At 62.0% G+C, this 24,944-nt stretch carries 22 protein-coding genes and 1 pseudogene; 16 read left to right on the forward strand and 7 right to left on the reverse strand.

The genetic code is table 11. From position 1 onward, the window contains the following. Positions 1 to 37: 37 nt before the first annotated feature. The 3 genes from DBP26_RS06535 to DBP26_RS06545 all read right to left on the reverse strand — a co-directional run bounded on the left by DBP26_RS06535 (position 38) and on the right by DBP26_RS06545 (position 2,693). Positions 38 to 727 (reverse strand): fumarylacetoacetate hydrolase family protein, encoded by a 690-nt coding sequence (locus DBP26_RS06535; RefSeq protein WP_108237306.1) that lies wholly within the window; start codon positions 725 to 727, stop codon positions 38 to 40. 175 nt (positions 728 to 902) lie between these two features. After that, positions 903 to 1,667 (reverse strand): SDR family oxidoreductase, encoded by a 765-nt coding sequence (locus DBP26_RS06540; protein WP_108237083.1) that lies wholly within the window; start codon positions 1,665 to 1,667, stop codon positions 903 to 905. Between the two features lie 90 nt (positions 1,668 to 1,757). Further along, entirely contained in the window at positions 1,758 to 2,693 is a 936-nt protein-coding gene (locus DBP26_RS06545; RefSeq protein ID WP_108237084.1) for a 2-hydroxyacid dehydrogenase, read from the reverse strand. 343 nt (positions 2,694 to 3,036) lie between these two features. Between DBP26_RS06545 and DBP26_RS06550 the strand changes: the two genes are divergently transcribed. Further along, the gene (locus DBP26_RS06550) at positions 3,037 to 4,167 is read left to right on the forward strand and encodes a glycerophosphodiester phosphodiesterase (RefSeq protein WP_108237085.1); all 1,131 of its coding nucleotides are present in this window, start codon (positions 3,037 to 3,039) and stop codon (positions 4,165 to 4,167) included. A 154-nt stretch (positions 4,168 to 4,321) separates the two neighbouring features. Here DBP26_RS06550 and pyrF read toward each other — a convergent pair whose 3' ends face one another. Continuing rightward, a complete protein-coding gene (pyrF, locus tag DBP26_RS06555; RefSeq protein ID WP_108237307.1) occupies positions 4,322 to 5,020 on the reverse strand; it encodes an orotidine-5'-phosphate decarboxylase in 699 nt (232 codons plus the stop codon). A gap of 340 nt (positions 5,021 to 5,360) precedes the next feature. Between pyrF and eat the strand changes: the two genes are divergently transcribed. The 11 genes and pseudogenes from eat (at position 5,361) to DBP26_RS06610 (ending at position 17,120) form a co-directional block, all read left to right on the forward strand. Then, complete coding sequence (eat, locus tag DBP26_RS06560) at positions 5,361 to 6,725, forward strand: ethanolamine permease (protein WP_108237086.1); 1,365 nt, start codon at positions 5,361 to 5,363, stop codon at positions 6,723 to 6,725. 392 nt (positions 6,726 to 7,117) lie between these two features. Beyond that, entirely contained in the window at positions 7,118 to 10,054 is a 2,937-nt protein-coding gene (locus DBP26_RS06565; RefSeq protein ID WP_108237087.1) for a monovalent cation/H+ antiporter subunit A, read from the forward strand. Continuing rightward, the gene (locus tag DBP26_RS06570; RefSeq protein WP_108237088.1) at positions 10,054 to 10,398 is read left to right on the forward strand and encodes a Na+/H+ antiporter subunit C; all 345 of its coding nucleotides are present in this window, start codon (positions 10,054 to 10,056) and stop codon (positions 10,396 to 10,398) included. Before DBP26_RS06565 ends, DBP26_RS06570 begins: the two co-directional genes overlap by 1 nt. Next, positions 10,395 to 12,068: a monovalent cation/H+ antiporter subunit D gene (locus DBP26_RS06575; RefSeq protein WP_108237089.1), complete on the forward strand. Its 1,674-nt coding sequence runs from the start codon at positions 10,395 to 10,397 to the stop codon at positions 12,066 to 12,068. Before DBP26_RS06570 ends, DBP26_RS06575 begins: the two co-directional genes overlap by 4 nt. Next, positions 12,065 to 12,553 (forward strand): Na+/H+ antiporter subunit E, encoded by a 489-nt coding sequence (locus DBP26_RS06580; RefSeq protein ID WP_108237090.1) that lies wholly within the window; start codon positions 12,065 to 12,067, stop codon positions 12,551 to 12,553. Before DBP26_RS06575 ends, DBP26_RS06580 begins: the two co-directional genes overlap by 4 nt. Next, positions 12,550 to 12,828, forward strand: a complete 279-nt coding sequence (locus DBP26_RS06585; RefSeq protein ID WP_108237091.1) for a K+/H+ antiporter subunit F — start codon at positions 12,550 to 12,552, stop codon at positions 12,826 to 12,828. The genes DBP26_RS06580 and DBP26_RS06585 overlap by 4 nt, the downstream gene beginning before the upstream one ends. Beyond that, positions 12,825 to 13,193, forward strand: coding sequence for a Na+/H+ antiporter subunit G (locus tag DBP26_RS06590; RefSeq protein ID WP_108237092.1), 369 nt, complete (start codon positions 12,825 to 12,827; stop codon positions 13,191 to 13,193). The genes DBP26_RS06585 and DBP26_RS06590 overlap by 4 nt, the downstream gene beginning before the upstream one ends. Before the next feature lie 287 nt (positions 13,194 to 13,480). Next, a pseudogene (gene ssuE / locus DBP26_RS06595) lies at positions 13,481 to 14,023 on the forward strand (NADPH-dependent FMN reductase); the annotation flags it as partial. Positions 14,024 to 14,271: 248 nt separating this feature from the next. Next, positions 14,272 to 14,967 carry an alpha/beta hydrolase gene (locus tag DBP26_RS06600; protein ID WP_256601712.1) on the forward strand — a complete coding sequence of 232 codons (696 nt, stop codon included), beginning with the start codon at positions 14,272 to 14,274 and terminating at the stop codon, positions 14,965 to 14,967. A 75-nt stretch (positions 14,968 to 15,042) separates the two neighbouring features. After that, entirely contained in the window at positions 15,043 to 15,717 is a 675-nt protein-coding gene (locus DBP26_RS06605) for a heavy metal response regulator transcription factor (RefSeq protein WP_108237095.1), read from the forward strand. Further along, positions 15,714 to 17,120, forward strand: a complete 1,407-nt coding sequence (locus DBP26_RS06610; RefSeq protein WP_108237096.1) for a heavy metal sensor histidine kinase — start codon at positions 15,714 to 15,716, stop codon at positions 17,118 to 17,120. Before DBP26_RS06605 ends, DBP26_RS06610 begins: the two co-directional genes overlap by 4 nt. A 27-nt stretch (positions 17,121 to 17,147) precedes the next feature. Here DBP26_RS06610 and DBP26_RS06615 read toward each other — a convergent pair whose 3' ends face one another. The 3 genes from DBP26_RS06615 to DBP26_RS06625 all read right to left on the reverse strand — a co-directional run bounded on the left by DBP26_RS06615 (position 17,148) and on the right by DBP26_RS06625 (position 20,124). Next, complete coding sequence (locus DBP26_RS06615; protein ID WP_108237097.1) at positions 17,148 to 17,423, reverse strand: hypothetical protein; 276 nt, start codon at positions 17,421 to 17,423, stop codon at positions 17,148 to 17,150. 224 nt (positions 17,424 to 17,647) lie between these two features. Next, complete coding sequence (locus DBP26_RS06620) at positions 17,648 to 19,018, reverse strand: gluconate:H+ symporter (RefSeq protein ID WP_108237098.1); 1,371 nt, start codon at positions 19,016 to 19,018, stop codon at positions 17,648 to 17,650. 206 nt (positions 19,019 to 19,224) lie between these two features. Beyond that, the gene (locus DBP26_RS06625) at positions 19,225 to 20,124 is read right to left on the reverse strand and encodes a LysR family transcriptional regulator (protein ID WP_108237099.1); all 900 of its coding nucleotides are present in this window, start codon (positions 20,122 to 20,124) and stop codon (positions 19,225 to 19,227) included. A gap of 139 nt (positions 20,125 to 20,263) precedes the next feature. Here DBP26_RS06625 and DBP26_RS06630 point away from each other — a divergent pair, with 139 nt between their 5' ends. From DBP26_RS06630 to DBP26_RS06645, 4 genes are all read left to right on the forward strand, one after another. Beyond that, complete coding sequence (locus tag DBP26_RS06630) at positions 20,264 to 20,965, forward strand: CoA transferase subunit A (protein WP_108237308.1); 702 nt, start codon at positions 20,264 to 20,266, stop codon at positions 20,963 to 20,965. A 52-nt stretch (positions 20,966 to 21,017) separates the two neighbouring features. Beyond that, entirely contained in the window at positions 21,018 to 21,674 is a 657-nt protein-coding gene (locus tag DBP26_RS06635; RefSeq protein ID WP_108237100.1) for a CoA transferase subunit B, read from the forward strand. A 266-nt stretch (positions 21,675 to 21,940) separates the two neighbouring features. Further along, complete coding sequence (locus DBP26_RS06640) at positions 21,941 to 23,359, forward strand: TIGR00366 family protein (RefSeq protein WP_108237101.1); 1,419 nt, start codon at positions 21,941 to 21,943, stop codon at positions 23,357 to 23,359. Between the two features lie 232 nt (positions 23,360 to 23,591). Further along, on the forward strand, positions 23,592 to 24,905 hold the full coding sequence (locus DBP26_RS06645) for a PAS domain-containing methyl-accepting chemotaxis protein (protein ID WP_108237102.1): 1,314 nt from the start codon (positions 23,592 to 23,594) through the stop codon (positions 24,903 to 24,905). The last annotated feature ends 39 nt before the right edge of the window (positions 24,906 to 24,944 follow it).

Genomic DNA, 24,944 nt, shown 5'->3' on the forward strand with positions numbered 1-24,944 from the left:
CGTCGACGATTGCCGGCAGTGAGCGGTATGCCCGTGATCAGGCCACCGTGAGGGTCAGCTCCGCGAGGCCCTCGATGCCTGCGGTGACCACGTCCCCCCGTTGCAGCGCGCCGACGCCCGCCGGGGTGCCGGTGTAGATCAGGTCACCCGCCTTGACCCCGACCGATTGCGAGAGGTAAGCGATCACATCTTTGACGGCCCAGATCTGGTCCGCGAGGTCCCCGCGCTGCCGCGGCTGGCCATTGACGTCGAGCCAGATCGCTCCGTGGTCCGGATGACCCACCTTGCTCACCGGCAGCAGGGGCGTGGTGGGCGCCGACGCATCGAACGCCTTGGCCCATTCCCACGGACGGCCCGCTTTCTTGGCTTGCGCCTGCAAATCGCGGCGGGTCAGGTCCAGCCCGACGCCATACCCCCAGACGTGGCTCAAGGCATCATCCGGCTCGATGTTCACCCCGTCCTTGCCGATGGCGACCACCAATTCGATTTCGTGGTGCAGGTCCTGTGTCAGCGGAGGATAGGGGATCGTCCCCGCGGCTGGCACCACGGCATCGGCAGGCTTGGCGAAAAAGAACGGGGGCTCGCGGTCCGGGTCATGGCCCATTTCCCGCGCGTGTTCAGAGTAATTGCGCCCCACGCAAAACACGCGGCGGATCGGGAAACGGGCAGACGTCCCGGCCACCGCCAGCGAGGGCGTGGCAACCGGTGCGATAACGAATTCAGTCATGGTCATGTCCTCTCATGAAGGTTGATTCACAGAGGACCAGTGTGCGGATTCGGCAAGATTCGGAGTTGGACAGATCCCCGGAGGTTTTGGACGGAGCAACGCATTATCGGGCTCATGCGCAATGGGCCTGCGTCTGGTCCGTCCCTCTGCGAGGCAACCGACGGCGAAGGCCTGCTCAACCGCGTCCCACGAACGGCATGCTGTTGGCCATCACCGTCATGTTCAGGACATTCGCCGACAGCGGCAGGCTGGCCATGTAACTCACGGCATCGGCCACGTGCTGAACGTCCATCGTCGGCTCCACCTTCAACTCGCCGTCAGGCTGCAGCACACCTTGGGTCATGCGGTCAGTCATATCGGTCAAGGCATTGCCGATGTCGATCTGGCCACAAGCGATGTTGTACGCGCGGCCGTCCAGCGAGGTGCTTTTGGTCAACCCCAGGACGGCGTGCTTGCTGGCGGTATACGGCGCGCTGAACAAGCGCGGGGTGTGGGCAGAGATCGAACCGTTGTTGATGATCCGCCCCCCTTGCGGCACCTGACGGCGCATCAAGCCGAAAGCACCGCGCACGCACAGAAACAGACCGGTGACGTTGGTATCGATCACGTTCTTCCACTGTTCTACCGACAACTCATCCATCGGCACCGCCGGCGCGCCGATTCCGGCATTGTTGAATGCGACGTCCAGTCGCCCGAAGGTGCGCTCGATGGTCGCGAAAAGGCTGTCGACGCTGGCTGCATCCCGTACGTCCGTCGCCACCGCCAACGCCCGCTGCCCTGCCGCCTCCGCCTGTGCAACCAAGGCCGTCAGCGGCTCCAGCCTGCGACCCGCCAACACCACGACGAAGCCATCTTTGAGCAGTTGCAGCGCCACAGCGCGGCCAATGCCACTCCCCGCGCCGGTGACCAGCGCGACTTTCAAGCCAGGCAATGAAGACATGAAGCACTCCTTTTTGTTGTGAAGCAGATCAACCGATGGCCGACCTGAACGCCCCAAGGGCGAATCCGCTGAAGCGGCCGGGGAAAAGCATCAACCGTGCACCGGCGTCAGCACCGGCTTGCCTGCGTAGAACGCCAGCAGATTGTCCGCGACCCTCTGGACCGTGTCGCGCGAGGCTTCCGGTGACAGACCCGCAACGTGTGGCGTCAGCACGACCTGACTCAAGGTCTTGAGGCTGTCCGGGACCTGCGGCTCGTCGTCGAACACATCCAGGCCGGCACCTGCCAGACGCCCCTGTTCCAACGCATCGATCAGCGCCTCGGTATCCACCACGCTGGCTCGGGCGATGTTGATCAGAAACCCTTCAGGTCCGAGCGCCTCGAGGGCCGTCTTGTCGATCAAGTGCCGCGTGCCTTTCCCTCCGGGCGTTGCGACCACCAGGAAATCGGACTCGGTCGCCAGGGCCAGCGGCGAATCGCAATAACGAAAATCCACGTCGTTGCGCGGTGAGCGGCTGTGATAGAGCACCTGCATGTCGAAACCCTGCGCACGCCTGGCGATTGCCAACCCCACGGCGCCCAACCCGAGGATGCCGAGGCGCTTGTTGGCGAACGACGGCCGCGTGGCTTTGCGCCACTCGCTTCGACGCACGGAGGCGTCGGCTTGGGGAATGTCCCGAACCACCGACAGCAGCAGCGCCATGGCATGGTCGGCCACGCTCGGTGCGTTCACCCCGGCGCCATTGGTCACCGTGATGCCCCGCGCCTGCGCCGCCGGCAGATCCACCTGCTCATAGCCGGCACCGATCACACAGATGATCCCCAACTTGGGCAACGCCGCCATCTCGTCGGCCGTAAACCCCAGCGGCCCACGGGTCAGCACCGCATCGATCTCCTCACCCCGTGTCGCCACCGCGTCGGCCCGCGCCGCGGGCGTCGGCGCAAGAATCAAGCGAAAACCGCTCTGCTCGAGGATCGGCAAATACTCGTTCACGCTTTCGACCAACACCAACACCGTTTTCGTCATGTCCCTACCGTCCAGCCATTTTCGATGGCACAGACAGTAGCGCGAGTCGGCGTGGTTGTGCAGGGAAACGTAAGAAATCCTTCACTCGACTTGCAGACGCCTATGACAAACTTTTGCTGGACGCGGCCTCTCGCTCGGGCGTACCGCGAAGCGAACGCCTTTCATAACGACCGTTTTTTTTCCCGACGCGACACGTCGGTTGCCCGCACTTAAGCGAGCTGTTTATGGTCTGACGGATGCGCCCGGATCCACCGCGATGCATGGCACGCTGAAACGCACGGCGGTTCGCGCCGCTTCATGAATGAATCATGCCCATCAAGGAACGTCATCGATGCTTAGAGCAATGTCCCGATCCCTGCTTTCCTCAACGGCCTTGGCCACCACAATGGCTGCGGTTCTGCTGACGTCAGGGGCAGCCTCGGCGGCCAGCGATCCCGGCAAGGCCCTGGCCGCCAAAGCCGGTATCCCATGGCCTGCGGTCATTGCCCACCGTGGCGCATCGTTCAACGCCCCTGAAGAAACCCTCCCCGCCTACACACTGGCGCGGGAACTGGGTGCCGATTATCTGGAAATGGACATCCAACGCACCAAGGATGGGGTGCTGATCGCACTGCACGATGACACGCTGGAGCGCACCACCAATATTGCCGAGGTTTATCCCGACCGTGCGAAGAATCCGGTGAGCACCTTCACCCTAGAGGAGCTCAAGCGGCTCGATGCCGGGGCCTGGTTCAACAAGGCCCATCCGGATCGCGCCCGCGCGAGCTACGCGGGTCTGAAAATTCTGACGTTGGACGAAGTCATTGACATCGCCGAAGGCGGCAAGAACAAACCAGGGCTGTACATCGAAACCAAAGTGCCTGCGCAATTTCCGGGAATCGAAGAGGACCTCAAAGCCAAGCTGGAACAACGCGGCTGGTTGAGCCAGCGCCCCGCCGCGGAGAAAGGGTACGTCAACGTGGCGCATATGCCGGGCCGCGTGGTCCTTCAGACCTTCGAGAAACCCAGCCTGGATTTGCTGCACAAAGCCATGCCGAACACGCCCAAGGTGTTGTTGCTGTGGTTGGGTGATGGCTACATTCAGGCCGAGTCCGACACAACCTTCAAGGACTCGGGGGCGAAAGACAAGGCGGCTTTCTACGCCTCGCAGAAAGTGAAATCAAAAGCGGAATTCGCCGCCTGGATGGACTGGGCCAAGGCCCACGGCGCGATCGGCACAGGCCCGGCAGCGGCGCTGAAGAATGGGGGCGATCAGAGCTACATGGACCTGGTGCAGCCATGGATGAACACCATGGCCCATGAGCGCGGCCTGATCATTCATCCCTACACCGTTGACGATGCGGTCGACTTCAAAGCCATCACCGCTCGCGGCGTGGACGGTTTCTTCACCAACCGAGCCTCGGAACTGCTGAAGTTCTACGGGCGGCCTTCGAAAGAGAGCATGGAGTCGATCCTCAAGCGGATCGGGTATTGATCGCACGCCACGGGCTCATGGGCGCTGTCGATCACCCTGACAGCCTTGAACGCCCCTTCGCAGCGCGCGGGGCGTTCGTCGAAAAAAGCAGCACGGTGAGCGTCCGGCGCCTCGTTAGAGCGGCGGCCTCGCTGCCGCGGGCCGCACGACCGGCTTACGCCAGCTCCGCCACGACCGCTGCCAACGCCTTGGCCGGATCTGCCGCCTGGCTGATCGGACGACCGATCACCAGGTAATCGGAACCGGCATCCAAGGCCTGACGGGGGGTCAGGATCCGGCGCTGATCGTCCTGCGCACTGCCCGCCGGGCGGATGCCCGGCGTCACCAGTTGCAGCGACGGATGCGCCGCTTTCAACGCCTCGGCCTCCAGCGCCGAACACACCAGGCCGTCCATCCCCGCCTTTTGCGCCAAGGCAGCCAGACGCAGCACCTGCTCCTGCGGTTCGATGTCCAGGCCGATGGCCGCCAGGTCCTCACGCTCCATGCTCGTCAGCACCGTGACGCCGATCAAGAGCGGCTGCACACCGCTGCGTTGTGCCAGTACGTTGCGGCAGGCTTCCATCATGCGCAGACCGCCGGAGCAGTGCACGTTGACCATCCACACGCCCATCTCGGCAGCCGCCTTGACCGCCATCGCCGTGGTGTTGGGGATGTCATGGAATTTCAGATCCAGAAAGACCTCGAAGCCCTTGTCGTTGAGGGTTTCGACGATTCCCGACGCACTGCTGGTGAACAGTTCCTTGCCCACCTTGACACGGCACAGCTTCGGATCGAGCTGTTCGGCCAGTTTCAGCGCCGCTTCGCGGGTCGGAAAATCCAGGGCAACGATGATGGGGGTCTGGCAAGCGGACATGGGCGGTTCTCTGGCAAGTCGAAATCGGCGCGCATTGTAGCGGAAGCTGCCGTTGCGCGGGACCCGGTGATCGTAAAGTGTCCCATCGAGGCCGGTTCCGATGACGTCCAGGAGGCCGCGCTGCCACGCCTGAGTATGCTCTTGCCCCTGCCGCCCGCCACGACGCCGCGCCGCGAGCGGGCAAACGATGCCCAAGTTCCGTGCACGATCAACGCCAGATTGGGGAACAAACGTTCTGCATACGACCCTTTTCGAAACATTACGACACATCCAGCCCCTGCTGGCATGACCACTGCACAGCGTTGCTTCCCGATGAGCCAATCAATCCAGGGAGTGACGCATGAATACGCAACTGAAGCCCACACTGGGCACGCTGCATTTATGGGGGATCGCTGTGGGTCTGGTGATTTCCGGCGAATACTTCGGCTGGAGCTACGGCTGGGGGGTGGCCGGAACGCTGGGTTTCCTGCTGACGTCACTGATGGTGGCGGCGATGTACACCTGTTTCATTTTCAGTTTCACCGAGCTGACAACGGCCATTCCCCACGCGGGTGGCCCTTTTGCCTACAGCCGCCGGGCCTTCGGTGAAAAAGGCGGATTGATCGCCGGCCTCGCCACCCTGATCGAGTTCGTTTTCGCGCCGCCGGCCATCGCTTTGGCCATCGGCGCTTACCTGAACGTGCAATTCCCGGCCCTGGACCCCAAACACGCCGCCGTCGGTGCCTACATCGTGTTCATGACCCTGAATATTCTGGGGGTCAAACTGGCTGCCACCTTTGAATTGGTGGTGTGTGTGCTGGCGGTGCTGGAATTGCTGGTGTTCATGGGCGTGGTTGCGCCAGCTTTCAGCTTCAGCAACTTTGCCCTCAACGGTTGGGCCGGGGCGGACAGCTTTGGCGCTCCGGCCATTGCCGGAATGTTCGCAGCCATCCCGTTCGCCATCTGGTTTTTCCTGGCGATCGAAGGTGCCGCCATGGCGGCGGAAGAAGCCAGAGACCCCAAGCGCACGATTCCGAAAGCGTACATCAGCGGCATCATTACGCTGGTGCTGCTGGCCATGGGGGTGATGTTCTTCGCCGGAGGCGTGGGCGACTGGAAAGCGCTGTCGAACATCAACGACCCCCTGCCACAAGCCATGAAGGCGGTGGTCGGCGAGCGCTCGGGCTGGCTGCACATGCTGGTCTGGATCGGTCTGTTCGGGCTGGTGGCCAGTTTCCACGGCATCATCCTGGGCTACTCGCGGCAATTTTTCGCCCTGGCCCGCGCCGGCTACCTGCCGGCGTCGCTGGCCAAGCTGTCGCGGTTCCAGACGCCTCACCGAGCGATCATCGCCGGTGGTGTGATCGGCATCGCCGCGATCTACAGCGACGGGCTGATCAACCTCAGCGGGATGACGCTGACCGCGGCGATGATCACCATGGCCGTGTTCGGCGCCATTGTCATGTACATCATGAGCATGTTGAGCCTGTTCAAGCTGCGGGCCACTGAACCGATGCTCGAACGCAGCTTCCGCGCACCGGGCTATCCCGTGGTCCCGGGTATCGCGTTGGTGCTGGCGGTGGTCTGCCTGATTGCCATGGCCTGGTTCAACGCGCTGATCGGGGTGATCTTCCTGGCGTTCATGGTGGTGGGCTTCATTTACTTCGGCGTGACCGGTCATGCGCGCTCGGTCGCCCCGGCGGATTCGATGCTCACAGGCGTGTAGTCAGGCCGATCGGTTCAGCGTTTCAGGCCCGCCAAGGCCGGAGCCCTTCCACTCCGGCCTGCGCGTAAATCCTCTTGGGGTGCTTGTGCCTGTGCCGAGCTCAAGCGCCCACTCCAGAGCAACAGGCGTGCATAGCCGAGCGTCTACTGGGCTTCGGCGTTCCTTGCTGTGCGCCACGGCGCCGCTTCCTTCATCACCGCCGACCTTCGTCAGCCAAAACGCGCAAGGCACGGGCGCTCATTAGACTGTTTTCCGCTGCAACCGATGACGGTTGGAATGAGTCAACTACGCTGCTGCCTACTGACTTTGTAGGATTCTGCGACATCTTGGTGGTTGGTGATGGATGACCCGGCCCGTATGATCCTAGACATTTTTGCGCAGATTAGAAGCCTATGTCCTTGATAGTTCTGCTGCTTCTGCCCTTCATCGGCAGTTGTCTGGCGGCGATTTTGCCGCACAACGCCCGCAACAGTGAATCCCTGCTCGCGGGCATCATCGCCCTGGTCGGCGCGGTTCAGATGGCGCTCTGGTACCCGCAGATCGCCCATGGCGGCGTGATTCGCGAGGAGTTTTTCTGGCTGCCCAGTCTGGGCCTGAACGTCGTGTTACGCCTGGACGGTTTTGCCTGGTTGTTTTCGATGCTGGTGCTGGGGATCGGCACCCTGGTGTCGCTCTACGCTCGCTATTACATGTCGCCCGACGATCCCGTCCCGCGGTTTTTTTCATTTTTCCTGGCGTTCATGGGGGCAATGCTGGGCCTGGTGATGTCCGGCCACCTCATTCAGATCGTGTTTTTCTGGGAATTGACCAGTGTCTTCTCTTTCCTGTTGATCGGTTATTGGCACCATCGCGCCGATGCGCGCCGTGGTGCTTACATGGCGTTGATGGTGACCGGTGCGGGGGGGCTCGCGCTGCTGGTGGGGGTGATGCTGCTGGGCCACGTGGTCGGCAGTTATGACCTGGATCGCGTGCTGGCGTCGGGCGACGCCATTCGTGCCCATGCGCTGTACCCGGTGCTGTTGACGCTGATCCTCATCGGAGCGCTGAGCAAAAGCGCGCAATTTCCTTTCCACTTCTGGTTGCCCCATGCCATGGCAGCCCCCACGCCGGTCTCGGCTTATCTGCACTCGGCGACGATGGTCAAGGCCGGAGTCTTTCTGCTGGCGCGTCTGTGGCCTGCCTTGTCAGGCAGTGACCAATGGTTCTGGATCGTCAGCGGCGCGGGCGCCTTGACCCTGGTCATCGGGGCGTATTCGGCGATTTTCCAGACCGACCTCAAGGGCCTGCTCGCCTACTCCACCATCAGCCACTTGGGGCTCATTACCCTGTTGCTGGGTCTGAACAGCCCGCTCGCCGCTGTCGCGGCAGTGTTCCACATTCTCAACCACGCCACGTTCAAGGCGTCGCTGTTCATGGCCGCCGGCATCATCGACCACGAAAGCGGCACGCGGGACATCCGCAGGCTCAGCGGCCTGATCAAGCTCATGCCCTACACCGCGACCCTGGCCATGGTGGCCAGTGCCGCCATGGCCGGGGTGCCGCTGCTCAATGGCTTCCTGTCCAAGGAAATGTTCTTCGCCGAAACCGTCTTCATTTCCTCGACCGCGTGGGTTGAAGTGGCGTTGCCCGTGATCGCCACCCTTGCCGGAACGTTCAGCGTGGCGTATTCGCTGCGCTTTACCGTCGACGTGTTCTTCGGCCCCAAAGCCGATGACCTGCCTCATACACCCCATGAGCCGCCGCGCTGGATGCGGGTGCCCGTGGAGTTGCTGGTGCTGGCGTGCCTGATCGTGGGGATCTTTCCCGCGCTGTCCGTCGGGCCGCTGCTGGCGGCCGCCGCGCAGCCGGTAGTGGGCGGACAACTGCCTGAATACAGCCTGGCCATCTGGCACGGCTGGAATGCACCGATGATCATGAGCCTGATCGCAATGGCTGCGGGTATCGTTCTTTATCTGTTCCTGCGGCCTCACTTCAAACGCGACCGCTTCATCGGGCCGCCGTTGATCTGGCGCTTGAACGGCAAGCGTCTGTTCGAGCGGGTACTGACGCTCAAGCTACGGGTGGCGCGCAGCCTGGAAAACCGGCTGACGACCCGACGGTTGCAGGCGCAGTTGTTCCTGATGGTACTGGTGGCGCTGGTGGCCGGTTTCGTGCCGATGTACGACAGCGGCCTGACCTGGGGCGATCGTCCGAAAATCCCGGGCTCGGGTGTGTTCGTGATGCTCTGGTTGATCGCCATCGCCTGCGCCATCGGTGCAGCGTGGCAAGCCAAGTATCACCGCCTGGCAGCCGTGACGATGGTCAGCGTTTGCGGCTTGATGACCTGCGTCACATTCGTCTGGTTTTCCGCGCCGGACCTGGCGCTGACCCAACTGGCGGTAGAGGTGGTGACCACTGTCTTGATCCTGCTGGGGTTGCGCTGGCTGCCGCGACGCAACGAGAACGTCGCCCCGCCGACGCGTTCGCGCAACCGCGCGCGGGCCCGCCGGGTCCGCGACTTCGTGCTTGCCGTCGCGGTGGGCGGTGGCATGGCATTGCTGTCCTACGCCATGCTGACCCGCCCCACGCCGAATGCGATTTCGGAGTTTTACCTCAGTCGGGCCTTGTCGCAGGGCGGTGGTACCAACGCGGTGAACGTCATGCTGGTGGATTTCCGGGGTTTCGACACCTTTGGCGAAATCACCGTGCTGGCCGTCGTTGCGCTGACCGTCTTCGCCTTGCTGCGTCGGTTTCGCCCACCCAGAGAAAGTATCCCGCTGCCCACGCAACAGCGGCTGCTGGCGCGGGATGTGGTCACCGACCTGGTCAACCCGCGCCACGCCAAGGACACCGCGCTGGGCTTCATGATGGTCCCGGCCGTCCTGGTACGCCTGCTGCTCCCGGTTGCCTTCGTGGTGTCGATGTACCTGTTCATGCGGGGCCATAACCAGCCCGGCGGGGGGTTCGTCGCCGGCCTGGTGATGTCGGTGGCGTTCATTCTTCAGTACATGGTCGCCGGCACGCAGTGGGTCGAGGCCCACATGAGCCTGCGCCCTCTGCGCTGGATGGGAACCGGCCTGTTCTTCGCGCTGGCGACCGGGCTGGGGTCACTGGCGCTCGGCTACCCCTTCATGACCACTCACACCGCCCATGTGCACCTGCCGATCCTGGGTGACCTGCACATCGCCAGTGCGCTGTTCTTCGACATCGGCGTGTACGCGGTGGTCGTCGGGTCGACGCTGCTGATCCTGACCGCACTGGCTCACCAGTCAGTGCGCAGTCACCGTCCGACCTCGTTGCCACAGCCCATCAATGCCGTCCCCGTCCCTGCCACACAAGGAGCCAAATGATGGAAGAAGTCATCGCCATTGCCATCGGCGTGCTCGCCGCTTCGGGCGTGTGGCTGATTTTGCGCCCCCGGACCTTTCAGGTGGTCATGGGCCTGTGCCTGCTGTCCTACGGCGTCAACCTGTTCATCTTCAGCATGGGCAGCCTGTTTATCGGCAAGGAACCGATCATCAAGGACGGCGTCCCCCAGGACCTGCTGAACTACACTGACCCGCTGCCGCAAGCGCTGGTGCTCACGGCCATCGTCATCAGCTTCGCCATGACCGCGCTGTTTCTGGTGGTGCTGCTGGCGTCTCGCGGCTTGACCGGCAACGACCATGTCGACGGCCGGGAGGGCAGTGAATGAGTCTGATGAACTCGCTGATCGTCGCACCGATTCTCCTGCCGGTTCTCACCGCCGCGCTGATGCTGTGGCTGGGCGAGAAACACCGACCGCTGAAGGCGCGGATCAACCTGTTGTCCACAGCCCTGGGGCTGTTGATTGCCATCAGCCTGATGATGTGGGTCCAGCGGACAGGCACCACCGGGGCGATTGGCGTGTACCTGCCTGGTAACTGGGAATCGCCGTTCGGCATCGTGCTGGTGGTCGACCACCTCTCGGCCTTGATGCTGGTGTTGACCGGCATCGTGGCGTTCTGCGCGTTGCTCTTCGCACTGGCCCGCTGGGACCGCGCCGGCGCCAGCTTTCACGCGCTGTTTCAGATTCAATTGATGGGGCTTTATGGCGCGTTCCTGACGGCTGATCTGTTCAACCTGTTCGTGTTCTTCGAGGTCCTGCTCGCTGCGTCCTACGGCCTGATGCTGCATGGCTCGGGCCGCGCCCGGGTGTCGGCGGGTCTCCATTACATCACCCTTAACCTGCTGGCCTCGTCGCTGTTCCTGATCGGTGCAGCGTTGATCTATGGGGTAACCGGCACCCTGAACCTGGCGGATCTGGCGATCAAGATTCCCCAGGTCCCGGAGGCGGATCTGGGTCTTCTGCACGCGGGCGCCGCCATTCTTGCCGTCGCCTTTCTGGCCAAGGCCGGGATGTGGCCCCTGAATTTCTGGCTGGTGCCGGCCTACTCGGCGGCCAGCGCTCCGGTGGCCGCCCTGTTCGCATTGATGACCAAAGTCGGCGCCTACACCTTGCTGCGACTATGGACATTGCTGTTTTCAGGCCAGGCCGGGCCTTCTGCATTTTTCGGAGGCGACTGGCTGATTTGGGGCGGGATGGCGACCCTGCTCGTGGCTGCCATTTCCATCATCGCCGCGCAGCGGCTGGAGCGCATGGCCAGCCTGAGCATTCTGGTCTCGGCCGGCATCCTGCTGTCGGCGATCGGTTTTGCGCAGCCCAGCCTCACCGCCGGTGCGCTGTTTTACCTGGTCAGCTCGACGTTGGCGCTGGCGGCATTGTTCCTACTGGCCGAACTGGTGGAACGCTCGCGTTCGGCCAACGAAATACCGCTGGAAGATGACGCCGATCAGTTGCCCAAGGCGCTGGAATCGCTGCATCCGGTCCCAGGCACCAATTTGGACGACGAACAGAAAGCCGTGGTAGGTCAGGTGATTCCCTGGACCATGGCCTTCCTGGGCCTGAGTTTCATTTGCTGCGCCCTCTTGATCATCGGCATGCCACCCTTGTCGGGATTTCTCGGCAAGCTGACGCTGATCAGTTCCCTGCTCAATCCGCTGGGACTGGACGTCGCAAAAGACGAGGCGATTCGTACCGACAGCTGGGCGCTGGTGACCTTGTTGATCGTTTCGGGGTTGGCATCGCTGTTCGCCTTCGTGCGTGTCGGCATCAAGCGATTCTGGACGGCCCAGGATCGCCCTTCGCCCGCGCTGCGGCTGAACGAATGCATTCCCATTGCGCTGCTGCTGATGGCCTGTGTCGTCCTGACCTTCAAGGCGCAAGCCCTGTTGCGGTATACCCAGGACACCGCTCAGGCACTGCATGACCCGCAGCAATACGTGCTGTCGGTGATGTCCACCCAACCGGTGCCCTCCCCCGACCGAGCCGAGGTGCAGCCATGAGCCGTCTGTTTCCTGCGCCGCTGTTGTCGTTGTGCTTATGGGCGCTGTGGTTGCTGCTCAATCTTTCCTTGAGCGCAGGTAATCTGCTCTTTGGGGCCATACTGGGCTTTCTTGCGCCCGTGCTGTTCGCTCCGTTGCGCCCGCAGCCTGCTCGCATCCGCCGACCGGGTCTGGCGATCAAACTGTTCTTTCTGGTCGGGCGGGATGTGCTGGTGTCGAACCTGCAAGTGGCCTGGGGCGTGCTGTGTTCGCGGCAGCGGCCGCCGCGCTCTGCGTTCGTCAAAATCCCGCTGGAGCTACATGACGCCCACGGGCTGGCGGCGTTGTCGATGATTTGCACCGTGGTGCCAGGCACCGTCTGGTCCGAACTGGCCCTGGATCGCAGCGTGCTGTTGATGCATGTGTTCGATCTGGAAGACGAAGCGCGTTTCATCGCGCACTTCAAGACCACGTACGAACGCCCGTTGATGGAGATTTTCCAATGAGCCCGTTGCTCAACGTTGCGATTCTGCTCAGCCTGTCGCTGTTTACCCTGGCGATGGTGCTGACGCTGATCCGTCTGTTCCGCGGCCCGTCCGCACAGGATCGAGTACTGGCACTGGATTACCTGTACATCCTGGCCATGCTGATGATGCTGGTTCTGGGGATTCGCTACGCCAGTGACACCTACTTCGAAGCCGCGCTGCTGATTGCACTGTTCGGCTTCGTCGGTTCCTTCGCCTTGGCGAAATTCCTGCTGCGCGGCGAGGTGATCGAATGACGGCTCTGTCCGATTTGCCGATGTGGGCGCAGGTACTGACCGCCATCCTGCTGTTGACCAGCAGCCTGTTCGCCTTGATCGGGGCACTGGGATTGTTGCGCATGAAGGACTTTTTCCAACGCATGCACCCTCCGGCATTGGCTTCGACCCTCGGCGCCTGGTGCGTGGCACTGGCCTCGATCGTCTATTTTTCGGCATTGAAGGAAGGACCGATCCTGCATGCGTGGTTGATCCCGATCCTGTTGGCAATCACGGTGCCGGTGACCACCCTGCTGCTGGCCAGGACCGGGCTGTTTCGCAAGCGCATGGCCGGGGACCCCGACGTGCCACCGGAAGTGTCGGAGGGGCAGCGAGAAGGGCATTGATTCAGAACACGGAAGGCCCGCCACCCGACCTCGTGCGCCGGCCGCAACTGTTGCCTGACAAACAGTGAATCAGCACTTTGCCCCGCCAGAGAGGTGATTCGGACACGCTCTGGGCCCAATTCGAGACCCGATCACCCCTGAAGTCGAGGGCGGACACACGCATCACCGGCGCTGGCACGCATGCTGCTTGGACACTCGGAGGGTTCATACGCCCATCATTTTCGCTTGACACGCGACCTGCAGGGTGCCTTTTGCACCTCGGGTGACTGACCCCAAGGAATCAGAACATGCTGGTGGTTTCAATTTCAGGCAGCCCTTCGACCCGCTCACGCTCCGGGGTCGTGCTCAAACACGCCGCGCAATGGCTGGTCGATCATGGCGTCGGCGTCAGCGCCGCGCGCGTTCAAGACTTCAACGCGGAGGATTTGCTGTACGCCCGTTTCGACAGTCCCGAAGTCATCGCCTTCATCGAGGCAGTGGCCAAGGCCGACGGCTTGCTCATCGGCACGCCCGTCTACAAAGCCTCGTTTTGCGGTGCGTTGAAGACGTTGCTGGATCTGCTGCCCGAACGCTCGCTGCACGGCAAGGTGGTGCTGCCACTGGCCACCGGGGGCAGCATCGCGCACATGCTGGCGGTCGACTATGCGTTGAAGCCGGTGTTGTCCGCGCTCAAGTGTCAGGAGGTGCTGCACGGGGTGTTCGCCATCGACAGCCAGATCACTTACGTCGACGACAGCCCGCTGGGGGGCGAGCTGGACGAGCTGTTGACGCAGCGCCTGCATGACGGGCTGGATCATTTCTTCCTCGGCTTGCAACACCGGACCAACGCCCGGCAAAAAGTCGCCGGTGGGCATTTGAAGCTGGCGCTGTAACACGAGGGCCTGACGCGGCTCGTCGTGTTTGTCAGATTTTTGTAATGCCTGTGTCACCCCCGTGACGGCGCCGTTTTTTTAGATTGGCCACTCCTAAACCTGTTGGAGAGGTCATCATGAAAATGCGTATCCCCCTTGCCATTGCCTTTTCCGCCTTGTCGCTGCTTGCCGTTTCCATCACCCCGGCGCAGGCTGCGCCGTCCACCGTGGGTGAGATCAAAAACGTCGTCCTGGTTCACGGTCTGTACGCCGACGGCTCCAGTTGGGGCAAGGTGATTCCGCTGCTGCAAGCCAAGGGCCTGCACGTCACCGCCGTGCAGAACCCGACCACGTCGCTGGAGGCCGATGTCGACGCTGTGAAGCGCACGCTGGCGCAGCAGGACGGACCGACGATTCTGGTGGGGCATTCGTACGCAGGCATGGTGATTACCCAGGCCGGTGACGATCCCAAGGTCAAAGGCCTGGTGTACATCGCCGCTCGGGCGCCGGACGCGGGTGAAGACTACCCCGCCCTGACCAAGAAGTTTGCGCCCGCCCCGGCGTCAGCCGGCCTGCAATGGTCCGCTGATGGCTACGGCCTGCTGTCCGAGCAAGCCTTCGTGCACGATTTCGCCGGTGACCTGCCGGAGAAGGAAGCCCGTACCTATTTTGCAGTGCAGCAACCCGTGGCCAAGGCCGTGACCACCGCCAAGACCACCGTGGCGGCCTGGCGCGACAAGCCGAACTGGTACGCGGTCTCGACTCAGGACCGTACCATCAACCCGGATCTGGAGCGGTTCATGGCCCAACGCATGAAGGCCCATACCGTGGAAATTCCGGCCAGCCATGCGGTCCTTATTTCTCAGCCGGAGAAAGTCGCGGATCTGATCGTTCAGGCGACCCACGCGACGGATACCCATTAATCGTTACACTGAGTTGACTGGCCGGGCACCCTGACCCGGCCCTCTCTCGTTTGCCGAGGCTCGCGCGTCGCGTTTATGAACATTCTGATCATCGAGGACGAACACAAGACCGCCTCCTACCTGCGCGCAGGGCTGACCGAAGCCGGGTACGTCGTTGACCACGCCGACAATGGCATCGACGGCTTGCACATGGCGCGGGAGTCACAGTACGACCTCATTTTGCTGGATGTCATGCTCCCGGAAATGGACGGCTGGACCGTCATGGAGAAGCTGGGCAGCCGCCAACAGACGCCCGTGCTGTTTCTCAGTGCCCGCGGCACGCTGGAGGACCGCCTGCGCGGGCTGGGCCTGGGTGCCGACGAGTACCTGGTCAAGCCGTTTTCCTTCGCCGAACTGCTGGCCCGAATCCGCATTATCCTGCGCCGGGGTCAGACGGAGCGGCCCGTTGAAACCTTGGAGATCGGCGACCTGCAGGTGGATATCGCCAAACGCCGGGTGATCCGGGGCGGACAGCGCCTGAACCTGACCAACAAGGAATTCAGCCTGCTGATGTGCTTCATCCAACGCCGCGACGAAGTCTTGCCGCGCAGCCTGCTGGCCTCACTGGTCTGGGACATGAATTTCGACAGCGACACCAATGTGGTCGACGTCGCCGTCAGGCGCTTGCGCCAGAAGATCGACGACCCCTTTCCCACCCGCCTGATCCATACCGTGCATGGCGTGGGGTATCGCTTCGAGCACGAGCCATGAGACGACTCTCGCTGACGGTGCGCCTGACGCTGTTGTTGGCGTGCTTTGCCTTCGGCGCGATGGCCATTCTGGGCTCGGCTCTGTATTTCGGGCTCCGCGCACAACTCTCTCTGAGTGACGACGCGGCGCTGGTGACCCGGGTCGATCAGATTCGTACCCTGCTGCAAGACAGCGATGCCCGCGAACTGGTGCGCGACAAACCCCGCCTCTTCGGAAACATGCTGGGCAATTCCGAATCCTTGCTCATCGTGCAGACCCAAGACGGTACGCCACTGATCACCGTCAACCCCGGTGACCGCGAAGTGCCCGAGGTCGACCCTGTGGACGCCGAGACGCCACTGTCTCTGCAGCAGGTCCATCACGGCCGTGGCGTGGATGGTACGCCGTTCATCTACATGGCCGCCCATGTCAGGACCCACACTGACCAAATGCCGTTGAAGGTGACCTCCGGGCGCATGCTCACCGAGCGGGCGCAGATTCTCGCCGGTTATCGCAACGACATACTGACGCTTTCCAGCCTGACCGCAGGCCTGATCGCCCTGCTGGCCTTCTTTCTGGCGCGGCGCAGCATGACGCCCCTGCGCCGGCTGGCCGAACAGACCGCCGCCATCGGGGTGGGCACGCTTTCCAGCCGCATCGACCGGCAAGATACGCCGCAGGAATTGGACGCCGTCATCGGCCAGTTCAATGCGATGCTCGCCCGGCTCGAACGTGGCTTCACCGACCTGAAGCAGGTCAGCGCCGACATGGCTCACGACCTGCGCACGCCGATTGGCAACCTGCTCGGCCAGATTGAAGTCGGCTTGGGCAAGGCGCGTGACATGGATTATTACCAGCGACTGCTGGGTTCGAACTACGAGGAATTGCAGCGTCTCTCGAAGATGATCGACAGCATGCTGTTCCTGGCCCGAACCGAGCATGCGGAAGAAGCCATCGAACGTATCGACATCGACGTTGCGCGGGAGCTGGCGCGCATCGGCAGCTACTTCGAAGACCTGACGGAGGAGCGCGGTCTGCGCTTGACGTGGCGCGGTGAAGGGACCTTGCGAGCGGACGTCAGTCTGTTCCGTCGCGCGCTGGCCAATCTCGTTTCCAATGCGGTGCGGCATGCGCAGGCGGACAGCGAGATTCGGATCGAGGTCGAGCGCGAAAGGCAATACAGCGTGGTGCGGGTGAGCAACCTGGGCGAAACCATCCCGGCGACCGTGCTGCAGCGGCTGTTCGACCGGTTCTACCGCGCCGACACCTCGCGCCAACACTCATCGGAGCGCAGTGGCCTGGGGCTGTCTATCGTGGCGTCGATCATGAAATTGCATGGCGGTCATTGCCGTGTCGTCAGCCAGGACGGCGTGACCGTGTTCAGCCTGTTCTTTGCCTGCGACCCCGCCTTGGCGAGGCAATGAATCGTTTCCCCCTTCAGCCGAAACAGCTCAGCCTTGGCGTGCTTTCGACGGGGTGCTGATTTCGGCGTTGACCTCGCCACGGGTGTCGAATTCGTGGGCTTGCTGCATCTGAGGCTCGGCCATCAACTGCGCTTTGCGCGCTTGATAGTCGTCGTAGGACAGGCCGCGACGGTTGAGGTCTTCGAGGGCCAACTGGTGGGTCTCTTCAGCGGTGTAAGGCCGCAGCTCAGGGTGATTGCCAGCAGCACAGCCGGACACGAAAGCGACGGAGAACACGAGGGCGAGGGCGAGAAGACGGTTCATGGGAGCCTCCATTCGGCTCGTTTCTGGAATGAAGCCAAGGCTACGCGCCGGGGCTTTCCAGCAGAAATCAGTCGTCTCGATAGTGGCTATCGGCAGTGAAAGATATGACGTTCATGAACACAGTAGGAGCGCTTACCCGCGATTGCCTTGTCATTCACCCTAATGGCTTCTGGTACAACGCAATCGCGGGCAAACGCGCTCCTACCCATACGGGTATCGGTCGACTAAACCAGCCAGTGCCACAACAGCGACGTGCCGATCAGGCCCACCACCGACACGATGGTCTGCAGCACCGACCACACCCACAGCGTCTGCTTGAGTTGCAGGCCGAAGTACTCGCGTACCATCCAGAACCCTGCGTCATTGACGTGGCAGAAAAACACCGAACCGGCACCAATCACCAGTGCAACCAGGGAGGCCTCGACCGGCGCCAGGCCCGCCATCATCGGCGCCAGAATGCCCGCCGTGGTAGTGGTCGCGACAGTGGCTGACCCGGTGGCCTGGCGCAATGCGACCGCGATCAGCCATGCCAGCAACAGATAAGGCATGTGCGCCCCTTCCGCCGCTTTACTGATCGTCTGGCTGACGCCCGCGTCCAGCAGCGTCTGCTTGAGGCCGCCGCCTGCGCCGATGGTCAGCAGCAACACCGCGATCGGCGCCAGGCTTTTACGCAGGGTCGTGCCCACCTGCTCACGGGAGATGCCATTGGCCCAGCCCAGGCAGACGGTCGCTGCGAGAACCGCAATACCCAGCGCAACCAACGGTTCGCCGAGAAACTTCAGGGTCAGGGCGACGTTGCTTTCGGGCTCCATGGCGACCTTGGCGAGCGTGCTGCCCAGCATGAGGATGACCGGCAGCAGGATGATCAGCAACGACACACTGAAGCTGGGCTGACGGGCGACTTTCGATTGGGCCGAAAACAGTTCGTCCAGCTCCGCCGGTGCTTCGATATGCAGCCGTTTGGACAGCCAGTTACCGTACAGAGGGCCGGCCAGAATCACCGCCGGCACCGCGATGCAAATGCCCAGCAACATGGTCAGGCCCAGGTCGGCGTGCAAGGCGCTGACCGCGATCAGTGGCCCCGGGTGGGGTGGCATCAACGCATGCAGGGTGGTCATCCCCGCCAACGCTGGGATGGCGATTTTCAGCAGCGGCAGATTGGACTGACGCGCCATCACGAAAATGATGGGAACCATCATCACCAGCCCCACTTCGAAGAACAGCGGCAGGCCGATGATCATCGCCACCATGGCCATGACCCAAGGCAGGGTCTTGCCCTTGCCCAGGCCGAGCAATGTCGAGGCAATGCGGTCCGCCGCGCCGGACTCGGCCATCAGCGCACCCAGCATCGCCCCGAGTGCAATGATGATTCCCGCCTCGCCAAGAAGCCCGCCAGCGCCCTTGCTGAACGCTTTCGCTACCGCCTCCGCGGGCAGCCCCGCACCTATCCCTGCGATAAATGTCCCCACCAGGATCGACAGAAAGGGTGGGAGTTTGGTAGCGCTGATCAGCACGATGATTGTGGCAATGGCGACCAGGCAGCAGATGATCAGGCGGGTGTCATGGAACACCCACGCAGCAGACGAAAGATCCAAGCGTAACCCCTTTTCGTTCGATTCTTATTGAAAGATTCTCTGAAACAATTTGTTTCAGGCGCCCGAACGATACCGGATGCGACCGAATGCCGCAGCGATTTTTTCATGAAAAATGGCTGAAAAGCCCTTGTATTCATGCATTCATCTACATGAATACGGCTTTAGGCGATGAGCGGCGCGCTGCTGGGCCATGGCCGCTACGAACTTCAACGTACTTCGGGGGCTGGCTTCGCACACTCAATCAACACATCCCTCAATGCCTGCGCGGCCGCGGATAACTTGTGGTCTGCCAGGGTCATCAACCCGATCTGTCGCTCGATTCGCGGCCCGTCCAACGCAACGCAGCGCGCTCCCAACTCCTCCATCTGCCGAATGCACAGAGACGGCACCGCGCTGACGCCCAGACCGTTGGCGACCATCCTGCCGACCGTCGACAACTGATGACTTTCAAAAGCCACGGACAGCTTGCCGTGCTGGCGCTGCAGGTCCTGCTCCAGCAACAGACGCACTGCCGAGGGCCGTTGCAGGGTGATGAAATCGTGGTGCAGCAACTCGTCCCAGGTCACCACCGCACGCTCGGCAAGCGCAGAATCCACGGGCACCACCGCCACGAAACGGTCCAGGTAAAACGGCGTGAACAGCAGGTTGTTGTTCGATTCCGGCTCGAATCCAATCCCCAGTTCGACCCGTCGGTGGTCGACCATCTCCAGCACCTGCTCGTTGATCACATCGTGAACCGCTACGTTGACCCGCGGGTAACGCTCGCGAAACACCTTGAGCGCGACCGGTAACAGGCTCCCGGCGAAGGACGGCATGGCTGCGATCGACACTTTGCCCATCTGCAAGGTGAACCGCTGGCGCAGCACCTCTTCGGCGTTATCCCAGTCGGCCAGCAACTGCCGAGCCAGGGGCAGCAGCGCCTCACCTTCCGGGGTGAGGCTAACGTTGCGGGTCGTGCGGGTAAGCAACTGCCCCCCAAGGTCATCTTCCAGCGCCTTGATGGTCAGGCTCAGCGCCGGTTGGGAAAGGTGCAGCCGCTCACCCGCCTGGGCAAAACTCAGGCATTGGGCGACTGCAAGAAAGGCGCGGAGCTGCTTCACATTCATATATTGGATTTACTTATCAATTCATGAAAAAAACAAAATTAACAAATCACTGAGCACGGGTGAAGATGCCATCAACGCTCTCCGGCAGCCGGAATCACCGGGTGGCCGGGCACAACTACAACGAAGCGGGATGAACACCATGGCCGGACTCGACAAACGCGTCGCAACGTACGAAGAAGCCCTCGCCGGGCTGACCGATAACATGACTGTATTGGCCGGGGGGTTCGGCCTGTGCGGTATTCCGGAAAACCTCATCGCGCATATCAAGCGCATGGGCGTGAAAGGCCTGACGGTTGTGTCCAACAACTGCGGCGTGGACGGTTTCGGTCTGGGCATTCTGCTGGAAGACCGGCAGATCCGGAAAATGATCGCCTCCTACGTCGGGGAGAACAAACTGTTCGAAGAGCAGTTGCTCAAAGGCGAGCTGGAAGTCGAACTCACGCCCCAGGGCACCCTTGCGGAAAAAATGCGCGCTGGCGGTGCCGGTATCCCCGCCTTCTATACGGCCACCGGTTACGGCACGCCGGTCGCCGAGGGCAAGGAAACCCGCCAGTTCAATGGCCGCAACGTGATCCTGGAAGAAGCCATCACCGGTGATTTCGCCATCATCAAAGGATGGAAAGCCGACCACTTCGGCAACGTGGTCTATCGCCACACCGCGCAGAACTTCAACCCGGTCGCCGCCACCGCGGGCAAAATCACCGTGGTCGAAGTCGAGGAAATCGTCGAACCGGGCGTGCTGCTGCCGACCGAAATCCACACGCCGGGCATCTACGTGGACCGCGTGATCCTGGGCACTTTCGAGAAGCGCATCGAGCAGCGCACCGTCAGAAAGGCCTGACGCCAACCCCATCCGACATGGGCCACCGAACAGAATAAAAGAGACTCGAACCATGGCACTTTCCCGCGAACAAATGGCACAGCGCGTGGCGCGCGAACTGCAAGACGGCTTTTACGTGAACCTGGGCATTGGCATTCCGACGCTGGTCGCCAACTACGTCCCCGACGGCATCGATGTGATGCTGCAATCGGAGAACGGCCTGCTCGGTATGGGTGCGTTTCCCACCGAGGACACCATCGACGCCGACATGATCAACGCTGGCAAACAAACCGTGACCGCGCGCATCGGTGCTTCCATTTTCTCCTCGGCCGAGTCATTCGCCATGATCCGGGGCGGCCATGTCGACCTGACGGTACTGGGCGCTTTCGAAGTCGACGTCGAAGGCAACATCGCCTCTTGGATGATTCCGGGCAAGCTGGTCAAAGGCATGGGCGGCGCCATGGACCTGGTGGCCGGTGCCGACAACATCATCGTCACCATGACCCACGCTTCCAAAGACGGCGAGTCGAAACTGCTGCCCCGTTGCAGCCTGCCGCTGACCGGCGCCGGATGCATCAAGAAAGTGCTCACCGACCTGGCCTACCTCGAGATCGAGAACGGCGCCTTCATCCTGCGCGAAACCGCGCCGGGCGTGAGCATCGAAGAAATCGTCGCCAAGACCGCCGGAAAGCTGATCGTGCCGGACGATGTGGTCGAAATGACGTTCTAGGGGCATCACCCCGTACGCCTGTAGGCGCGCGCCTGCCCGCGATGTGGCCCGTCCAGCCACCCACGCAGTGTCTGGATAATCGCACCGCGAGCAGGCGCGCCCTTACAGGTAACGGGTCAAGCCATGCTACACCGCCATGCCACCCTGCCCCTTTCAGCAATGAAGGGGCTTTGCCGTATCTAGCGCTGCACTTTTTCTTGCGTCACTGCCGACAAAAAAACAGCTATCTCAATAGCATCCAACAATAACTCCAAGAGGAAACACACGTGGCCGCCGATATCGAAGAAAGCCGCTCCGCACGATTTGCCCTGCGCTGCGCCAAATGGGCCGAGCGCTGGTTCCCGGATTCCTGGGTGTTCGCCGCACTGGCCGTGGTGATCGTCACGCTCGCCACCCTGGGCATCGGTGCAAAACCCGCCGACACTGCCAAGGCCTTCGGCGACGGGTTCTGGAGTCTGATCCCTTTCACCATGCAAATGGCCTTCGTGGTCATCGGCGGCTACGTCGTCGCCAGCTCGCCGCCTGCCGTAAAGCTGATCGATCGCCTGGCACGCCTTCCGAAAAACGGCCGCTCGGCCGTCGCCTGGGTCGCGCTGATCTCCATGGTGGCTTCGCTGCTCAACTGGGGCCTGTCCCTGGTATTCGGCGGGCTGCTGGTGCGGGCGCTGGCGCGTCGCACCGACCTGAAGATGGATTATCGGGCGGCGGGTGCCGCGGCCTACCTCGGCCTGGGCGCCGTCTGGGCACTGGGGCTGTCGTCGTCGGCCGCGCAGTTGCAGGCCAACCCGGCCAGCCTGCCACCGTCGATTCTGGCGATCACCGGGATGATTCCGTTCACCCAGACCATCTTTCTCTGGCAGTCAGGGATCATGCTGCTGGCCTTGGTGGTGATTTCCATCGTCGTGGCCTATGCCACCGCGCCGGGACCTGCCAATGCCCGCGACGCCGAGGCATGTGGTGTCGATCCGGCCTTCAGCCTGCCGCCTCTGCCTGCACGCACGCGCCCGGGTGAGTGGCTCGAATACAGCCCGCTGCTGATCATTCTGATGGTCGTGCTGGCGTCCGGCTGGTTGTACAACGAATTCACCACCAAGCCGGCGATCACAGCGATTTCGGGTCTGAACACCTACAACTTCCTGTTCATCATGGTCGGTGCCCTGCTGCACTGGCGTCCCCGCAGTTTCCTGGACGCTGTCGCCCGGGCGGTACCTACCACCACAGGCGTGCTGATCCAATTCCCGCTGTATGGCTCAATCGCGGCCCTGCTCACCACCGTCAAAGGCGGCGACGCGCAGACCGTCGCGCACCATATTTCGACGTTCTTCACCAGCATCGCCTCCCACGATACCTATGCGCTGTTGATGGGCGTGTATTCGGCGATACTCGGTTTCTTCATCCCGTCCGGTGGCGGCAAATGGATCATCGAAGCCCCTTATGTGATGCAAGTGGCGAATGACCTGAAATATCACCTGGGCTGGGCGGTGCAGATCTACAACGCCGCCGAAGCGCTGCCGAACCTGATCAACCCCTTCTACATGCTGCCGCTGTTGGGCGTGTTGGGGCTCAAGGCGCGAGACCTGATCGGCTTCTCCTTCGTACAACTGCTGGTGCACACGCCGCTGGTGCTGTTCCTGCTGTGGGCCTTGGGCACCACCCTCGCCTACATTCCCCCGGTAATGCCGTAGCCCGATTGCTGAATCGCCAAGAAAGCGTGGGTCATTTGCCCCACGCTTTTTTTTGACGAGTTGAAAAATATTGTACAAAACCGACGAGCTGTACAACCTTACCTGTAGCTTTTTGATATCACCTTTGTGATGATCTCTGCACTGCAGAAGGAACAGGCAACTGGGCATTGACACACGCCCTGGAGACCATGGAACAGGATTCATCGTTGTTTCATCTCTCTGGGCTGCCATCATGTTTTTCGACTCGCAAAAGAACAAAGTCATTCAGGAGCTGCAACTGACCGTCTCCCATCAGGCCAGCCTGTTGGAAGCCATCGGCCGCTCAATGGCAAGCATCGAGTTCGACCTCAACGGCGTCGTGCTCACGGCCAACGACAACTTCTTCAAAGTCATGCGTTATCGCCCCGAACAGGTGATTGGCAAAGAGCACCGCGTGTTCTGTACCCCCGAGTATGTGCGTAGCAACGAGTACACGCAGCTTTGGTCGCGGCTGCGCAATGGCGAGTTCGTGTCCGCGACCTTTCAACGGGTGGCAGGCGATGGCAGCACGGTCTGGCTGGAAGCCAGCTACAACCCCGTGCGCGATACCAACGGCAATGTGGTCAAGGTCGTGAAATATGCTGCCGACGTGACCGCCAAGCTGCAGGCCGAGAGCGAATCGCGCAACAAGCTGCAAGCCATCGACCGAGCCATGGCGGTCATCGAGTTCGATCTGGACGGCCGCATCATCGCCGCCAACGATAACCTGCTGCGCCTGCTGGGCTACAGCCGTCAAGAGCTGTTGGGCAAGCACCATCGCCTGCTCTGCCCCGCTGAATTGACCAGTAGCAGCGACTACCAAGATTTCTGGCGCCGTCTGAACAAAGGCGAATTTTTCAGCGGTCAGTTCAAGCGCGTCGCCAAGCACGGCCAGACCCTCTGGCTGGAAGCTTCCTACAACCCCGTGTACGACGCCTGCGGCAAACTCAGCAAGGTGGTCAAATTCGCTTCCGACGTGACCTCGCGCATCGAGAAACATGAACAGGACGCCCACAGCGCGGCGCAGGCCTATCACATTTCGGTGCGCACCCAGAAAGTAGCCGAGCAAGGCACTCAAGTGATTCAAGAGGCGGCCAGCGAAATGCGCCAGATTTCGCGCAACATCGAAGATTCGTCACGGATCATCGGCCAACTGGGCGAACGCTCGGAGCAGATCACAGCCATCGTCAACACCATCCACAGCATCGCCGACCAGACCAATCTGCTGGCCCTGAACGCCGCCATTGAAGCAGCCCGCGCGGGGGATCAAGGCCGGGGATTTGCGGTGGTCGCCGATGAGGTTCGGCAATTGGCCGGGCGGACCAGCCGATCGACGCAGGAAATTTCCGAAATGATCCAACTGATCCAGACCGAAACCCGCCAAGCCATCGTTAGCATGGACAACACCCGTGCCAACGCGGTCAAAGGGGTCGACCTCGCGGATCAGGCCGGAACGGCCATCGTTCAGATCAGCAGCGGAACCAACGACGCGGTAGACGCGGTGCGGGTGTTCGCCGGGCGCGAATGACAATGAACGGGCCAAGCCGTCGGTGGCAATGCTGCTCCC

This window comes from Pseudomonas sp. RIT409 (assembly GCF_003052515.2).
Lineage (GTDB): Bacteria > Pseudomonadota > Gammaproteobacteria > Pseudomonadales > Pseudomonadaceae > Aquipseudomonas.

Bases quoted from the DNA above. Each gene is read 5' to 3' on its own strand.
- DBP26_RS06540 (WP_108237083.1), bottom strand. From the start codon at position 1,667: ATGTCTTCATTGCCTGGCTTGAAAGTCGCGCTGGTCACCGGCGCGGGG.
- DBP26_RS06630 (WP_108237308.1), top strand. From the start codon at position 20,264: ATGGCCGGACTCGACAAACGCGTCGCAACGTACGAAGAAGCCCTCGCC.
- DBP26_RS06535 (WP_108237306.1), bottom strand. From the start codon at position 727: ATGACTGAATTCGTTATCGCACCGGTTGCCACGCCCTCGCTGGCGGTG.
- DBP26_RS06635 (WP_108237100.1), top strand. From the start codon at position 21,018: ATGGCACTTTCCCGCGAACAAATGGCACAGCGCGTGGCGCGCGAACTG.
- pyrF (WP_108237307.1), bottom strand. From the start codon at position 5,020: ATGTCCGCTTGCCAGACCCCCATCATCGTTGCCCTGGATTTTCCGACC.
- DBP26_RS06575 (WP_108237089.1), top strand. From the start codon at position 10,395: ATGAGTCTGATGAACTCGCTGATCGTCGCACCGATTCTCCTGCCGGTT.
- DBP26_RS06550 (WP_108237085.1), top strand. From the start codon at position 3,037: ATGTCCCGATCCCTGCTTTCCTCAACGGCCTTGGCCACCACAATGGCT.
- DBP26_RS06615 (WP_108237097.1), bottom strand. From the start codon at position 17,423: ATGAACCGTCTTCTCGCCCTCGCCCTCGTGTTCTCCGTCGCTTTCGTG.
- DBP26_RS06590 (WP_108237092.1), top strand. From the start codon at position 12,825: ATGACGGCTCTGTCCGATTTGCCGATGTGGGCGCAGGTACTGACCGCC.
- DBP26_RS06645 (WP_108237102.1), top strand. From the start codon at position 23,592: ATGTTTTTCGACTCGCAAAAGAACAAAGTCATTCAGGAGCTGCAACTG.
- DBP26_RS06605 (WP_108237095.1), top strand. From the start codon at position 15,043: ATGAACATTCTGATCATCGAGGACGAACACAAGACCGCCTCCTACCTG.
- DBP26_RS06545 (WP_108237084.1), bottom strand. From the start codon at position 2,693: ATGACGAAAACGGTGTTGGTGTTGGTCGAAAGCGTGAACGAGTATTTG.
- DBP26_RS06625 (WP_108237099.1), bottom strand. From the start codon at position 20,124: ATGAATGTGAAGCAGCTCCGCGCCTTTCTTGCAGTCGCCCAATGCCTG.
- DBP26_RS06580 (WP_108237090.1), top strand. From the start codon at position 12,065: ATGAGCCGTCTGTTTCCTGCGCCGCTGTTGTCGTTGTGCTTATGGGCG.
- DBP26_RS06610 (WP_108237096.1), top strand. From the start codon at position 15,714: ATGAGACGACTCTCGCTGACGGTGCGCCTGACGCTGTTGTTGGCGTGC.
- DBP26_RS06585 (WP_108237091.1), top strand. From the start codon at position 12,550: ATGAGCCCGTTGCTCAACGTTGCGATTCTGCTCAGCCTGTCGCTGTTT.
- DBP26_RS06570 (WP_108237088.1), top strand. From the start codon at position 10,054: ATGGAAGAAGTCATCGCCATTGCCATCGGCGTGCTCGCCGCTTCGGGC.
- DBP26_RS06565 (WP_108237087.1), top strand. From the start codon at position 7,118: ATGTCCTTGATAGTTCTGCTGCTTCTGCCCTTCATCGGCAGTTGTCTG.
- eat (WP_108237086.1), top strand. From the start codon at position 5,361: ATGAATACGCAACTGAAGCCCACACTGGGCACGCTGCATTTATGGGGG.